At 69.1% G+C, this 15,200-nt stretch carries 11 protein-coding genes; 4 read left to right on the top strand and 7 right to left on the bottom strand.

Features of this window, described 5'->3' with window-relative positions:
* The 3 genes from DTA15_RS10605 to DTA15_RS10595 all read left to right on the top strand — a co-directional run.
* Nucleotides 1-255, top strand: a 255-nt coding sequence (locus DTA15_RS10605) for a DUF72 domain-containing protein (protein WP_146774342.1), incomplete at its 5' end; no start/stop codon positions are given.
* Between the two features lie 171 nt (nt 256-426).
* Entirely contained in the window at nt 427-597 is a 171-nt protein-coding gene (locus DTA15_RS38525) for a hypothetical protein (RefSeq protein WP_006397039.1), read from the top strand.
* 301 nt (nt 598-898) lie between these two features.
* Nucleotides 899-2,062 (top strand): glycoside hydrolase family 53 protein, encoded by a 1,164-nt coding sequence (locus DTA15_RS10595; protein WP_006482011.1) that lies wholly within the window; start codon nt 899-901, stop codon nt 2,060-2,062.
* Nucleotides 2,063-2,105: 43 nt separating this feature from the next.
* Here DTA15_RS10595 and DTA15_RS10590 read toward each other — a convergent pair whose 3' ends face one another.
* From DTA15_RS10590 to DTA15_RS10565, 6 genes are all read right to left on the bottom strand, one after another.
* Complete coding sequence (locus tag DTA15_RS10590) at nt 2,106-3,395, bottom strand: sugar efflux transporter (RefSeq protein WP_006482007.1); 1,290 nt, start codon at nt 3,393-3,395, stop codon at nt 2,106-2,108.
* 4 nt (nt 3,396-3,399) lie between these two features.
* A complete protein-coding gene (locus DTA15_RS10585) occupies nt 3,400-5,370 on the bottom strand; it encodes a beta-galactosidase (RefSeq protein ID WP_006482009.1) in 1,971 nt (656 codons plus the stop codon).
* 36 nt (nt 5,371-5,406) lie between these two features.
* Entirely contained in the window at nt 5,407-6,258 is an 852-nt protein-coding gene (locus DTA15_RS10580) for a carbohydrate ABC transporter permease (protein WP_006482010.1), read from the bottom strand.
* Between the two features lie 23 nt (nt 6,259-6,281).
* Nucleotides 6,282-7,199 carry a carbohydrate ABC transporter permease gene (locus tag DTA15_RS10575; protein ID WP_012493718.1) on the bottom strand — a complete coding sequence of 306 codons (918 nt, stop codon included), beginning with the start codon at nt 7,197-7,199 and terminating at the stop codon, nt 6,282-6,284.
* Between the two features lie 77 nt (nt 7,200-7,276).
* Nucleotides 7,277-8,515: an ABC transporter substrate-binding protein gene (locus DTA15_RS10570; protein WP_006490779.1), complete on the bottom strand. Its 1,239-nt coding sequence runs from the start codon at nt 8,513-8,515 to the stop codon at nt 7,277-7,279.
* Nucleotides 8,516-8,579: 64 nt separating this feature from the next.
* Nucleotides 8,580-9,734, bottom strand: coding sequence for an ABC transporter ATP-binding protein (locus tag DTA15_RS10565; RefSeq protein ID WP_006490778.1), 1,155 nt, complete (start codon nt 9,732-9,734; stop codon nt 8,580-8,582).
* Nucleotides 9,735-9,969: 235 nt separating this feature from the next.
* Here DTA15_RS10565 and DTA15_RS10560 point away from each other — a divergent pair, with 235 nt between their 5' ends.
* Nucleotides 9,970-10,983, top strand: coding sequence for a LacI family DNA-binding transcriptional regulator (locus DTA15_RS10560; RefSeq protein WP_006490776.1), 1,014 nt, complete (start codon nt 9,970-9,972; stop codon nt 10,981-10,983).
* 337 nt (nt 10,984-11,320) lie between these two features.
* Here DTA15_RS10560 and DTA15_RS10555 read toward each other — a convergent pair whose 3' ends face one another.
* Nucleotides 11,321-15,118: a beta strand repeat-containing protein gene (locus DTA15_RS10555; RefSeq protein WP_012493717.1), complete on the bottom strand. Its 3,798-nt coding sequence runs from the start codon at nt 15,116-15,118 to the stop codon at nt 11,321-11,323.
* Nucleotides 15,119-15,200: the final 82 nt, after the last annotated feature.

The raw sequence follows: 15,200 nt of genomic DNA, 5'->3' as shown, positions 1-15,200 counted from the left end.
CACGGCACCGAAACGAAGTATTCGGGCGAATACGCCGATGCGGCGCTCGAACGATGGGCGCAAAGAATCGACGCGTGGAGCCGGGGCGCGCAACCGGCCGATGCGCGTCTCGCCGCACCGGCGCTGCAACCGCCGCGTGCGCAGACGCGCGACGTGTACTGCTACTTCGACAACGATACGAAAACGCAAGCGCCGTTCGATGCCGGACGGCTGATGGCGCGGCTGGGGCTGCATGCGCAGGATGCGGCGGAGTGAAACACTCGGCGAGCTGCGTAGCCGGGAAATGCTGCCGGCGCGGCCAAGCCGGGCTCGCAACATGCTCCCGCATGCGCGGATCGCGCCTTTCATCGCGCCTCGCCGCGCGAGCGGTAAATTTTGCACGACCGGCAATCGGCGTCACGGGCCAACACTGCAAGGAGAAGAACGATGACCCTGCTCATCTACCTGGTCGGATGGATCATTTTCATCGGCGGCGTCGCCTGGGGTTTGATGACGCTGCACGTCTCTCAGCACATCATCGAGATCGTGGCCGTCATCCTGTTCGGCATCGCGGTCATCACCGGAGCGACGCGCGCTCGCAATCGCGACCGGTCCTAGCGCGGCGCGCATGCTGCGAGCGCGTACGCCGCGAGCGGCCGACCGCGACACAGCGCCGGAGTCCGCCGACGGCCACGCGAGCGCCGTCCGCGCCAATCGTGCCGTCCGTCGAGCCGCACTGCGACGACGAGCAACGCGTGACGGCGCTCGCCAGATAGTAGGCAACGCGCGGGTTCTTTGCATCGGCGGCGACAGGTGCGCTACGCTCCATTCGGCCTCGTCTCGCAGGCCGAAATTTAAGCGCTTAAAATCACCGAAGCCGACCCCACGCACGACGGGGTCCATGACATGGAGGATGACGATGAACAGACGATCGATGCTGCGCTGGAGCATCTCGAGCGCGGCGCTTGCGTGCCTCGACCTGGCTGGCCCGCTGCCTGCCTTCGCACGACCCGCGCCACGCAGTGCGACGGCCGGCGGCTTCGCGATGGGGGCCGACATCTCGACGCTACCCGAACTCGAAGCGCATGGCGCGGCCTTCTTCGACGGCGGCGGCGCGCCGCGCGACTGCCTGAAGATTCTCCGCGCGCACGGCGTCGATTCGATCCGGATCAAGGTGTGGAACGATCCCGGCAATCCGGATTTCTTCCCCGCGAACCAGAGCGCTGCGGCGGGCTACAACAATGCCACGCACGTCGTGGCACTCGCGCAGCGCGCGGCCGCGCTCGGGATGCGCATCCTGATCGATTTCCACTACAGCGACTGGTGGGCCGACCCCGGCAAGCAATACCCGCCGCATGCGTGGGCCGGCAAGAATCTCGCCGAGACGTGCGCGCTGCTGTCGGCCTATACGACCGACGTGCTGCGCCAGTTGCAGCGCGCCGGCGTGCGGCCCGAGTGGGTGCAGATCGGCAACGAGATCACGGGCGGCATGCTGTGGCCGCTCGGCCGCTACGATCAGTGGGACAACCTCGCGCAGTTGCTGAAAACCGGTCACGACGCGGTGAAGGCGGTCGATCCGCGCATCAAGGTGATGCTGCATATCGACAGCGGCGGCGACAACGGCAAGAGCCGCTGGTGGTTCGACAGCGCGAAGCAGCGCGGCGTCGCGTTCGACGTGATCGGCCTGTCGTACTACCCGCAATGGCAAGGCGCGCTCGACGATCTGCGCAACAACGCGAACGATCTCGCGGTGCGCTACGACAAGGAGCTGATCGTCGTGGAGACCGCCTATCCGTGGACCACGAGCGACGGCGATTCGGAGCCGAACGCGATGACGAACACCGGCTCGACAACCTTCCCGCCGTCGCCGGCCGGCCAGGCGCAATTTCTCGCGGCGGTCGTCGATATCGTGAAAGGCGTGCCCGGCAATCGCGGCAAGGGCGTGTTCTGGTGGGAACCGGAATGGATCCCGACGCCCGGTGTCGGCTGGAAGCTCGGCGCGGGCGACCAGTGGGACAACAACACGCTGTTCGATTTCCACGGTCGCGCGCTGCCGTCGCTCGGCGCGTTCCGGCAGCGCTGACGCGTCACCGCGTCGCGGCTTCACCGCACCGGCGCATGCCGCGTCAGTGCGGTGAATCGAAGCCGTGGCGCGCCCCGCTCGTGCGGCGTGCGCCGCCCCGCTCGCCGTACGCATCCACGGCGAGCAGCACGCACGCCACGAGCGCGAGCCCGCCGCATCCGGCGAACGTCGCGCGATAGCCGAACAGATCGACGCACGCGCCCGACAGCACACCGGATGCGATCGAGCCGACCCGCGCGGTGCTGAAGAACATCGCGGTCGCGGTGCCAGGGCGCGTGGGCATCAGGTCGCACACGCGCGTCATCCCGAGACACGACGTGATCGCGACCACGCATGCGCTCAGCAGTTGCAGCGGCAGGATCAGGTTCACGCGCGTCACCGTCGCGAGGCCGACGAAATACGCCGCATGCACGAGCGCGCACGCGGTCAGCCAGCGCGCCTTGTCGAGGCGCGTCGAACGGATGCCGAGCCACAGCATCATCGGAATCTCGAGCAGCGCGGCGAGCCCGAGCGCGGCCGACACGTTCGCCGGCGTGCCGCCGAGCGCGTGCACGATGTAGAGCGGCAGCACGATCATCGTTGCGTTCGCCGCGAGCCCGATCAGCGTCAGCGCGAAGAGTGTGCGCAGCACGCTTGCACGCGTTGCGACGACGACGACCGCTACACGCGCAGCGTCAGGCGGCGGTGCAACGCGGTCCGGGGCTTGCACGTGAGCCGCCACGGGCCGCCGCGCCGGCTCCGGAATCCGCGCGACGATCGCCGCGCACGCGACGAAGCCCGCGGCAGCCGCCAGAAAGAGTCCGGTAAAACCCGTCTGCGCGAGAATCAGCGCACCGAGCGCGGGGCCGAACACCCACGCGATCGACAGCATCGTGCGCAGCGCGGCCGACGCGAGTTCGCGCTGCGCATCGTCGGCGACGGGCAGCACCGCACGCGCGAACGAGAAGATCTGCGACAGCGACACGGCGCCCGCGCCGAGCAGGATCGTGCCGGCGGCGATCACCGGCCCATGCGCGCGCAGCACGCACAGCAGCGCGAAGCCGAGCGCGGCCGCCCCGAGCGACACCACGAGCAGCGGCCGGTGCCGCTCGCGTCGATCCGACCAGCGCCCGGCCCACGTGCTCGCGACGACGCCGCTCGCCGCGATCGACGTCATGAAGATGCCGGCCAGAAACGGCGACATGCCCGCCGCCTCGACGCCGAACAGCGACAGGTACGGCGCCGTAAACGACATCGCGACGCCGAGCATCAGCGCCGCCGCGGACAGCGGCACGAAGTGCGCGATTCCCGCCAGGCGCGCGAAATGCAACAGCAGCGGCCGCAACGACTGCATCGAGTCAGTCCGGCTCGACCCACGCGGCGACGTCGACCGCGCCGAGGTCGCGATTGCCGAGGACGAACGTGGCACCGCCCGGCGCGGGCAGCATGCACGGCGTGTCGCCGTAGTTGAACGCGAACGTCACGCGACCGCGTCGGCGCAACCGCACACCGTCCGGCATCGCGCGCACCAACAGGCCGGCATCGCTCGCACAGCGGGCGACGATCGCGCGCAACAGCGTGCGGTCGAAACAGGCCGTCGCCATCGTCACGCGACCGCGCCGCACGAGTGCGGGCACGCCGTCGTCGCAGGCGGCCAGCACGTCTGCGCCGCGCGCCGCCTCCATATCGACGTGATCGCGCCATTTCAGCGCATGGCCGTCGATGCCTTCGAACGACACACGCGGCGCGAGCGACGGCCGTAGCGACTCGACCTGGCCGATCCGCACCGGTAGCACATCGCGCAGCTTGCCCGGTGCGAGACCCGGCGCGATCGCGAATTCAGCGGTGCGTGAACCCGTGCGCGGCCCGAACAGCCAGTGTGCGTGTCCGCTCGCGGCCTGCTCGACGATGCGATCCGTGACGACCGGCAGCGTCGGCGCGACGACGAGCGCGTAACGCGACACGTCGGCGCCGGCCGCGACGATGTCGACGTCGAGGCCCAGTTCGCGCAGCGCGCGATACCAGTCGAACGCATGCTGCTGATAGTCGAAATCGGCGCCGTGCGGCTGGATCCGGATCATCCAGTCGGCCTCGTAGTCGAACAGCAGCGCGACACAGGCCGCATCACACTCGCCGGCGACGAGCGCGGGATCCAGCGCGGCGATTTCGCGTGCGACGCGCGCCACTTCGTGGCCGCCCGGCGCCAGCCGGTCGTCCGGCGCGTTGAGCCCCGAGTGCAGTTGCTCCTGCGCATGCGGATACTGCCGCCAGCGAAAATACGACACGAGCTCCGCGCCATGCGCGAACGCTTCCCACGTCCAAAGCCGCACCGCGCCGGCGTGCGGCACCGGGTTGTACGGCCCCCAGTTGACCGGCCCCGCCTGCTGCTCCATCACCCACATCCGGCCGTTGCCGACGCCACGATACAGGTCGTGCGAGAACGCGGAGACGTCCGGATGCCCGGTGCGGGCCCAGCGTTGCTTGTCCGCTTCGTCGAGCGGCAGCACTTCGGTACGCGGCACCGGATAACTGTCCCACGCGGCGACGTCGAGCCCGCTTCGCGCGAATGCGTAATGATCGAATTCGGTGAAAAACCCCATGAAGTTGTGCAGCACGTCGCGGCCGGGCGCGTGCGGGCGGATCGCATCGACCTGCACCGCATGGAACCGCGCGACCTCGTCCGACTGGTAGCGCCGGAAATCGAGCAGATGCGCGGGATTCGCGTCGGTCGGCGTATGGCGCGGCAGCTCGATCTCGTCGAAGCCGCGATACTCCATGCTCCAGAACACGTTGCCCCACGCGCGGTTCAGCGCGCCGATATCGCCGTAACGCGCGGCGAGCCACGCACGAAAGCCGTGGAGCGCCGCACGCGTATAGCTCGGCAGCGTGTTGTGACAGCCGATTTCGTTGTCCGTCTGCCACGCGATCACGGCCGGATGCGCGCCGTAGCGCCGCGCCATCGCGTCGACGATGCGCACGCAGTGCTCGCGATACGCCGGGCTCGCGATGTCGTAATGGCGACGCGAACCGAACTGCCGCACCGCGCCGTCCGCGCCCACCGGCAGGATCTCCGGATGGCGATCGACGAGCCATTTCGGCGGTGCGGCGGTCGGCGTGCCGAGCACGATCTTCAGGTGCTGGCCGGCGAGCGTGTCGATCGCTTCGTCGAGCCACGCCCAGTCGTAGCGGCCGGGCGCCGGCTCCATCCGGCTCCACGCGAATTCGGCGATCCGCACGCGCGTCAGGCCGAGTTCGGCCATCCGCCGCGCATCGCGCGCCCATTGTTCGCGCGGCCAGTGTTCGGGGTAATAGCAAACGCCGAGATGCATCGTGGATTCCTTGCTGAAGAAAGAGGATGGGACGGATCAACCCTTCGTCGCGCCGAACGTGAGCCCCGCGACGAAGTGCCTCTGCATCGCGAAGAACATCGCGACGGACGGCAGCGCCGCGAGCACGGAGCCGGCCGACACGATGTTCCAGGCGGTCGTCCACTGCCCTTTGAGCGCGGCGACGCCGACGGTGATCGGTGCCGCGTCGTCGCCTTGCGTGAGGCACAGTGCCCAGAAGTAGTCGTTCCACACGAACGTGAACACGAGGATCGCGAGCGCCGCGAGCGCGGGCCGCACGAGCGGCAGCACGACGCGCCAGTAGATCGCCCACTCGGACGCGCCTTCGACGCGCGCGGCCTCGATCAGCTCGAACGGCAGCTCGCGGATGAAGTTGCGCAGGAACAGCGTGCAGAAGCCGGTCTGGAACGCGGTGTGGAACAGCACGAGCGCCCACACGGTGTTGTACAGGCCGACGCCGAGCATGATCTGCCGCACCGGAATCATCAGGATCTGGATCGGCACGAAATTGCCGGCGACGAACAGGCCGAGCAGCACGAGATTGCCGCGGAACCGGTAGTTCGCGAGCGCATGCCCGGCGAGCGACGCCAGCAGGATCGACGCGGCGACCGACGGCACCGTGATCAGGAGGCTGTTCGCGAAATAATGGAGCATCGGCGTTTGCGTGAGCGCGGCACCGTAGTTGTCGACGAGCGCGAACTGCTTCGGCCAGCGCCAGTAATCGCCGGCCACGATCTCGTCGGTCGAGCGGATCGACGTGACGAGCACCGCGAGCAGCGGCACGAGCCACAGCGCGAGCGCGCACGGCAACGACAACCGGTACAGCAGGCGGGCGGGACGTCCCCAGCGGGACACGGGCATCGGGTACATGTTGGTGGTCCTTGCTGTGGTCCTTACGACTCGACGCGCACCAGCTTGCGCAGCTGCCACACGATATAGACGAGCATGATCGCGAACAGCACGACGGCGATCGCGGCCGAATAGCCTTCGCGGTAGTACTTGATCGCCTGGTCGACCATGAAGTACGCGAGCACGGTCGAGCTGTCGAACGGGCCGCCGCCCGTCATCACCGAGATCAGGTCGAAGCTGCGCAGCGCGCCGATCACGGTCAGCACGACGGCCATGAACGTCGCGGGCCGCAGTTGCGGCAGGATCACGTGCCACAGCAGCGTGAAGCCGCGCGCGCCTTCCATTCGCGCCGCCTCGACGATCTCGCCGTTGATGCCGGTCAGCCCGGTCAGGTACAGGATCATGCAGAACGGAATCTGCGGCCACAGCGCGGCCGCGATCACGCCGTAGGTCGCATAGCGCGGATCGCCGAGCACCGGGATTCCGTGCCCGACGATCAGCTTCAGCAGCCCGAACGTCGGGTCGTAGAACCACGAGAACACGAGGCCGACCACCACACCCGGCAGCACGAACGGCGCGAAGAACAGCGACTTCACGAGCCGGATGCCGAACACGTTCTGGTTCAGGTACAGCGCGAGCGCGAGGCCGAGCGGCGGCGCGGCGAGAAACAGCACGAGCCACAGCACGTTGTTCTTCAGCGCGACGGTGAACGTGTCCGACTGCAGCAGCTCGCGATAGTTGTCGAGCCCGGCGAACGTCATCGGCGTCATCCCGTCCCAGTGATGGAAGCTCAGCCAGATGCTGCTGACGATCGGATACAGCACGAACACGGTGAAGAGCGCGAAACCCGGCAGCACGAACCACAGGGCCGCGCGGTTGCGCCGCCGCGCGAGCGACGCGCGCGCAGGCCGCCGCGGGCCGGCATCGCGGCGCGCGGCGCTTTCGGACAGGCTGGTCGACATGAGATGGCCTTCGATGAAACGAACGTGACAGTGACAACGACGCACCGGGCCGGCACCCACGCCGGCCCGGCCGCGCGCTACTTGCGGTAGATGCGCTTGCGGGTCTGTTCGAGGCGCTGCAGGATCGCGTCGAGCTGCGTCGGGTCGGACAGGAACTGCTGCATCGCCTTCATCCCCTCGTCGGCCATTTCCTTCGTCATGTCGCGGTCGTAGAACTGCGCGATGCCGCCGGGCGTCGTCGCGAGCGTGCGGAAGCCGATCTTCGAGATCGGGTCCTGCGGCTCGGGCGCCTTGTTGTTCGACGGCAGTTGCCCCATCCCCTTCGCGAACTCGCCGTTGACCGCCGGCTGCCCCATGAACGCGAGGAAGCGCCGCGCATCGGCCTTGTTGTGCGCTTTCGCGGGAACGATCAGCACGTTGACCGGGCCGTCCTCGGCGAGCGGCACCGATGCATCGATCACCGGGAAGCGGAAGAAGCCGATCGGGTTGCGCGCCGCGCCCAGCAGTCCTGCCGAATACCAGGTGCCCATCAGCGTCATCGCGGCCTGGCCGTTCACGATCAGCGGGCTCAGCGAATCGACGTCGTAGGACAGCGCGTTGTCGATGAAATACTTGTCGTCGATCAGCTTCTTCCAGGCCGCATACACCGCACGCACGCGCGGATCGGTGTACGCGACGTCGCCGGCCATCAGCTTCTGGTGGAACGCATAGCCGTTGATCCGCAGGTCGAGATAGTCGAACCACGCGGCGAGGGTCCACGCATCGCGCGCGGCCACCGCGATCGGCGCGATGCCGGCCGCCTTCAGCTTGCGGCACGCATCGAGAAACTGCGGCCAGTCGGCCGGCTCGCCGTGGATGCCGGCCTTCTCGAACAGGTCCTTGCGGTAGAACAGGCCGTACGCGTCGTAGCCGAGCGGCAGGCTGTAAACCTTGCCGCCATACGTCGACGATTGCTTCACGGACGCATACGTGTCGTTCCAGCCGTTCTTCTGCCAGTCCGCGCCCAGGTCCTCGATCAGCCCGCGCTTCGCGAAATACGCGAGCCGCTCGCCGTTGTTCCAGCTCAGCACGTCGGGCGGATCGGTCGCGAGCCAGCCGGACATCTGCACCTTGTACGCCTCCTCGCCGACGTAGCTGATCTTCAGGTCCACGTCGGGATTCGCCTTGTGGAACTGGTCGAACACGGCCTGCCACGTCGCGCGCTGGTTGCCGCGCGCCGCGACGTTCACTTTCAGCGTGCCCGCGTCGGCCATACCTGCGGCGCACGCCGCGGCGGTCGTCAGCGCAAGCAGCAGTCGGCTCGCACGAAGTCTCATCGTTGTCTCCTGGTATTGGTGTGATGGGTGCCGCGTCGCGCGCGGCCGGTCTGCGCCGCGCCCGCTAGGCGAACGCCGCTTCGGCGTGAAGCGCCGGCACCGCGATGCCGGCTTCGTCGAACAGATGGCAGCGCGAAGGCGGCACGTGGAACGCATGCCGCTCGCCGCGCCGCAACGTCGCCTGCCCCGGCAGTTTCGCGAGCAGCGGCACGCCGCCGGGCTGGTCGAGGTGGACGTATGCGGCTTCGCCGAGCTGCTCGACGAGCGCGACGTCGCGCACGAGCGCCGGCAGGTCGGTGTCGCTTGCCGCCCCGATCGTCAGGTGCTCGGGGCGAACGCCGAGCGTCACGCGCGCGCCGCGGCCGACGTGGCGCGGCAACGCGCGATCGCGCAGCGTCAGCGTCTCGCCGGTGCCTTCCAGCGTCAGCCGGCAGCCGTGCGCATCGCCCGCGTCGACGACGGCCGGCAGAAAATTCATCCGCGGCGAGCCGATGAAGCCCGCGACGAAGCGGTTGGCCGGCCGGTGATACAACTCGAGCGGCGCACCGGCCTGCGCGATGCTGCCGAAGCGCGCGACGTCGTCGCCCGCATGCAGCAGCACGATCCGGTCGGCGAGCGTCATCGCCTCGATCTGGTCGTGCGTGACGTAGACCGAACTCGATTGCGTGAAGCGCGCGTGCAGCCGCGCGATTTCGACGCGCGTCTGGCCGCGCAGCGTCGCGTCGAGGTTCGACAGCGGCTCGTCGAACAGGAACACGCGCGGCTCGCGCACGATCGCGCGGCCGATCGCGACGCGCTGGCGCTGCCCGCCAGACAACGCCTTCGGCTTGCGATCGAGCAGCGCTTCGAGCTGCAGCACGCGCGCGGCCTCAGTCACGCGGCGGCGGATTTCGTCCTTCGGCGTGCCGGCGATTCGCAGCCCGAAACCGATGTTGTCGAACACAGTCATGTGCGGAAACAGCGCATAGCTCTGGAACACCATCGCGACGCCACGCTCCGCGGGTGGCGTGTCGTTCATCCGTGCGCCGCCGATCCGCAGCTCGCCTTCGGTCACGTCCTCGAGCCCGGCGATCATCCGCAACAGCGTGGATTTTCCGCAGCCCGACGGACCGAGAAACACGCAGAATTCGTGCGACGCGATCTCGAGGTTCACGTCGCGCAGCACCGGCGCATGGTCGCCGTAGCGCTTCGAGACGTCCTTCATTGAAATGGCGGTCATCGCGCTCTCCTCTCGCCGGTCACACGCATCGGACCAGAAAATTTAAACGCTTAAATTTTGGTGGCGCGATTCGCCCGGTTCGCCGTACCATGTCGTCTCCTTCCTCTGATGTGTCGAGAAATTAGCGTATCGGCCGTCCCTGTGCAACTTGTGGGACGCACTCCCAGAATATGAGCAGACACTCTCCCGCTTCACTTCCGCTGTACCACGCTGATCGGCCGACCAGAGGCCGCGCATGGTGACGCTCGCGCAAGTCGCGCAGCGCGCGAACGTCACGGCGGCGACCGTCTCGAACGTGCTGCGCAATCCGCAGAAGGTGAAGCCCGCCACCGTCGAGCGCGTGATGGCCGCGATCCGCGAACTCGGCTATCGGCCGAACCTGACCGCGCGGGCGCTCGCCGAGGGCCGCACGTCGACGCTCGCGCTGATGCTGTCGAACATCACGAACCCGTTCTATCCGGAGTTCGTGCTGGCCGCCGAACGCGAGGCGCGCAAGCGCGGCCATTACCTGCTCGTATCCAATACCGACGACGATCCGGCGATCACGCGCAACTACCTCGAGCGGATCGCCGGCACGCTCGCGGCCGGTGCGATCGTGATGAACACCGATCTCGCCGAGGCCGAACTCGCCGACATCGCGCGTCACGGCGCATCGATCGTGCTGTGCATGTGGGAACACGTGCATGCGTCGCGCACGCTGCCGTGCGTGACCGTCGATTTCGCGGCGGCGGGGGCGCTGGCGGCCGCGCATCTGTCCGGGCTGCGGCATCGCGCGTTCGGCGCGCTGGTCGGCAAGGGGTCGGGCGGTCCGCAGTCGGTGCGGCTGCGCGGGTTCGCCGACGAACTCGCGGCGCGCGGCCATCCGGCCGGCGCGCTGACGACCGCGTCGACGCACGACTCGATCGAAGGCGGCTACGAAGCCGCCGCCGCGCTGTTGCGCGAGAAGCCCGGCCTCACCGCGCTGTTCGCGACCAACGACCTGATGGCGATCGGCGCGATGCAGGCCGCCGCCGATCTCGGGCTGCGCGTGCCGGCCGATCTGTCGGTGGTCGGCATGACTGATATCCAGCTCGCGCACCAGTTCCGCCCCGCGCTGACGACGGTGAGGTTCCCGACGTCGCAGATCGCCGCGCGGGCGATCGCGCTGACGCTCGACATGATCGACGGGATCGAGCCGAGCACGGCCGTGCATACGATCGGCGCACCGGAGCTGGTCGTGCGCGAATCGACCGGGACGGCGCCGGACTGACGCTTCGGTGTGCTCACGTATGCGGGTGCGGCGCATGCGTCGGAATGGCTCGCACGGCGTCGGTCGCGCGGTTTCGGGTTTCTCGTTCGACCACGACGCAAATCGGCACATCGCCACCTTCCAGGCACGGCGAATCGATGCAGGCGGGAAGCGATCGGGAAATCCGGGACGGCGGCATCCGATGCCGCGACTCCCCAAATGCAAAATGGCGCGTCACCGAGGCAACGCCGCGCGATTCGACATGGTTCGTCGTTCCGCGGGCGTCACGGGTGACGCGCCTGACGCGTGAAGATTCGCGGCCGCCCGGAGCATGTGGCGGCCGCGGTGTCGACGTCGCCTACTTCTTGATCACCGGAACGGTGAGCGAAGTGACGAGCGACGTCACGGGTGCCAACAGACCCCCCGACGCGCTACTGCCCCCTTGCGCGGAATTGCCGTTCAGCGAGACCGCCAGCGCGGGAACGACGCCGGCCACCGACCCGACGGCCGAACCGACCGATTGCACCGCCGCGTTGGCGATCGTCGCGCCGCCGGAGATGAGCGCCCCCGCGGCGTTCGTTACCCCGCCGACCGCACCGGCTGCCGTGCCGCCGTTGAGCGCGACGCTCAGTGCCGGAAGGGTCCCGGCGACCGCGCCGGCGGTGCCGGTCACGGTGTGCGCGAGCGAGCCCGTCAGACCAGTGGCGACCGTCGCGAGCGAGCCCGCCGCACCGGTTGCGCCAGAGAGCGCACCGGCGCCCGAGCCAACGACGTTGCCGGCGCCGCCCGTGGCGGATCCGATCAGCGACGTGACGGTCGATGCGATCGGCGTGATCGCCGCGGTGCCGCTGCCGGCGAGGCCGGTTACCGCGCCGGACGCTGCGCCGATCGCACCGGTGGCTGCACCGACCGGCAACGCGCCGCCGAGATTGCCGACGATGCTCGTGATCGGCGTGATCAGCGCGCCGCCGTTGCCCGCGACACCGGTGACGGCGTTGATGACGCCCGGACCGGCGTTGGCGACCGTGCCGACGATGCCGCCGAGACCGCCGGTCGCGCCGCCGACACCACCTGCTGCGCCGGTCAGCGCTCCCACCGCACCCGTTGCCGAGTTGGCTACCGTGCCGACGATTCCGCCGAGACCACCGGTCGCGCCGCCGACACCACCCGCTGCGCCTGCCAGCGTTCCAACTGCACCGGTTGCCGTGTTGGCTACCGTGCCAACGATGCCACCGAGGCCGCCGGTCACGCCGCCGATACCACCCGCTGCGCCGGCCAACGTCCCCACTGCACCCGTTGCCGAGTTAGCGACCGTACCAACGACGCCACCGAGACTGCCGAGGCCGCCGGTCGCGCCTCCGGCGACACCACCTGCTGCACCGGCCAGGGTTCCGACTGCGCCGGTTGCCGAGTTGGCTACCGTGCCCACGATGCCACCAAGACCGCCGGTCGCGCCGCCGACACCACCCGCTGCGCCTGCCAGTGTTCCGACTGCGCCGGTTGCCGAGTTGGCTACCGTGCCCACGATGCCACCGAGACCGCCGGTCGCGCCGCCGACACCACCCGCTGCTCCGGCCAACGTTCCGAGTGCACCGGTTGCCGAGTTGGCTACCGTGCCAACGATGCCACCGAGGCCGCCGGCCACGCCACCAGCACCGCCCGCTGCGCCTGCCAACGTTCCGACTGCGCCGGTTGCCGTATTGCCGACCGCGCCCACGACACCACCGAGACCACCCGCCGCACCGGCCAACGTTCCGGCTGCGTCAGTTGCCGAGTTGGCTACCGTGCCGACGATGCCACCGAGGCCGCCAGTCGCGCCGCCGGCACCACCCACTGCACCGGCCAACGTCCCGACTGCGCCGGTTGCCGTATTGCCGACCGCGCCTACGACGCCACCGAGACCGCCGAGGCCACCGGTCGCGCCTCCGCCGACACCGCTCACTGCACCGGCCAACGTCCCGACCGCACCGGTTGCCGAATTAGCGACTGTGCCCACGACGCCACCGAGACTGCCGAGGCCACCAGTCGCGCCCCCGCCGACACCGCCGACTGCGCCGGCCAACGTCCCGACTGCGCCGGTTGCCGAGTTGCCGACCGCGCCCACGACACCACCGAGACCACCCGCTGCACCGGCCAACGTCGCGACTGCACCAGTTGCCGAGTTGGCGACCGTGCCAGCGATGCCGCCGAGCCCCCCGGTCGCACCACCGGCACCGCCCAAGGCACCCGTCACCGTTCCAATTGCACCCGTTGCCGTGTTACCCACCGTGCCAACGATGTCACCGAGACCGCCGGTCGCGCCGCCAGCACCACCCAGTGCGCCCGTCAGCGTTCCGACTGCACCGGTTGCCGTGTTCGCCACCGTGCCGACAACGCCGCCGAGGCCGCCGGTCCCGCCGCCGATGCCACCCAGTGCACCGGTCACCGTACCGACTGCACCGCTTGCCGCGTTGCCCACTGTCCCGATAACACCGCCGAGACCGCCGGTCCCGCCGCCAACACCGCCCAGTGCGCCGGTTACCGTACCGACCACACCACCAAGCCCACCGGTCGGATCACCGACACCACCCAAGGCACCCATCACCGTGCCGACTGCGCCGCTTGCCGCGTTGCCCACTGTCCCGATAACACCGCCGAGACCGCCGGTCCCGCCGCCGATGCCACCCAGTGTACCGGTCACCGTACCGACTGCACCGCTTGCCGCGTTGCCCACTGTCCCGACAACCCCGCCGAGGCCACCAGTCCCGCCACCGATGCCACCCAGTGCACCGGTTACCGTACCGACTACACCACCAAGTCCGCCGGTCGGATCGCCGACGCCACCCAAGGCACCCGTCACCGTACCCACTGCACCGCTTGCCACGTTGCCCACCGTCCCGACGACGCCACCGAGACCGCCGGTCCCGCCGCCGACACCGCCCAGTGCCCCGGTCAGTGTTCCGACTGCGCCCGTCGCCGTATTCGCGACCGTGCCGACAACGCCACCAAGGCCACCCGTCGGGTTGCCGCCACCGATGCCACCCAGTGCACCGGTTACCGTACCGACCACACCACCGAGACCGCCGGTCGGATCGCCGACGCCACCCAAGGCACCCGTCACCGTACCCACTGCACCGCTTGCCGCGTTACCCACTGTCCCGACAACGCCGCCGAGACCACCGGCCCCGCCGCCGACACCGCCCAGTGCGCCAGTCAGTGCTCCGACTGCACCCGTCGCCGTATTCGCTACCGTGCCGACAACGCCACCAAGTCCACCCGTCGGGTTACCACCACCGATGCCACCCAGTGCACCGGTTACCGTGCCAACCACGCCACCGAGACCGCCGGTCGGATCGCCGACGCCACCCAGAGCGCCCGTCACCGTACCGACTGCGCCGCTTGCGGCGTTGCCCACCGTCCCGACAACACCGCCGAGACCGCCGGTCCCGCCGCCGACACCACCCAGTGCGCCAGTCAACGTCGCGACCGCACCTGTGGCCGTGTTCGCTACCGTGCCAACGACGCCACCAAGGCCGCCCGTCGGATTACCGCCACCGATCCCACCCAGTGCACCGGTTACCGTACCGACCACACCACCAAGCCCACCGGTCGGATCACCGACGCCACCCAAGGCACCCGTCACCGTACCCACTGCACCGCTTGCCGCGTTGCCCACCGTCCCGACAACACCGCCGAGACCGCCGGTCCCGCCGCCAACACCACCCAGTGCGCCAGTCAGCGTTCCGACTGCACCGGTGGCCGTGTTCGCTACCGTGCCGACCACGCCACCAAGACCACCGGTCCCGCCACCACCACCGCCGATACCACCCAACGCACCCGTCACCGTACCGGCCACGCCTGCGACCGGCTCGAGCAATCCGCTACCGATATCGATGGTCGCGCTTCCTGTCCCCGTCCCTGCCAGCCCGATCGAGATACCGCCTGCATTCGGGCTGCCGACCGTCACCACCCCGTTCCCCCATCCCGCCACGGTGCCGACGAGTTCCCCGGGCGCGGGAGATCCGCCTGCGACGATCACGCCGTCGGATTTGCTGACACTTCCCAGCGGGGAAGCCAGCACCCCCGCCTGGGACACCGAGGCGGCCAGGCTGAACAAGGCCGCGACCGACAAGGCGATGCCTGTCAATTTCACGTTCGCTTTCGCTTTCGTTTTCATGAGAAACCTCATTTCGGTTGGACAACCGCGGAACAGCTCGAGCGATGACGCGTGGACCCTGCCGCCGCGAAGGGGGCGCGAA

The organism is Burkholderia cenocepacia (assembly GCF_900446215.1).
In the GTDB taxonomy this organism is placed as follows: domain Bacteria; phylum Pseudomonadota; class Gammaproteobacteria; order Burkholderiales; family Burkholderiaceae; genus Burkholderia; species Burkholderia cenocepacia.
Note: the sequence above shows the minus strand (reverse complement) of the source record. Positions and strands in the feature narration are given on the sequence as shown.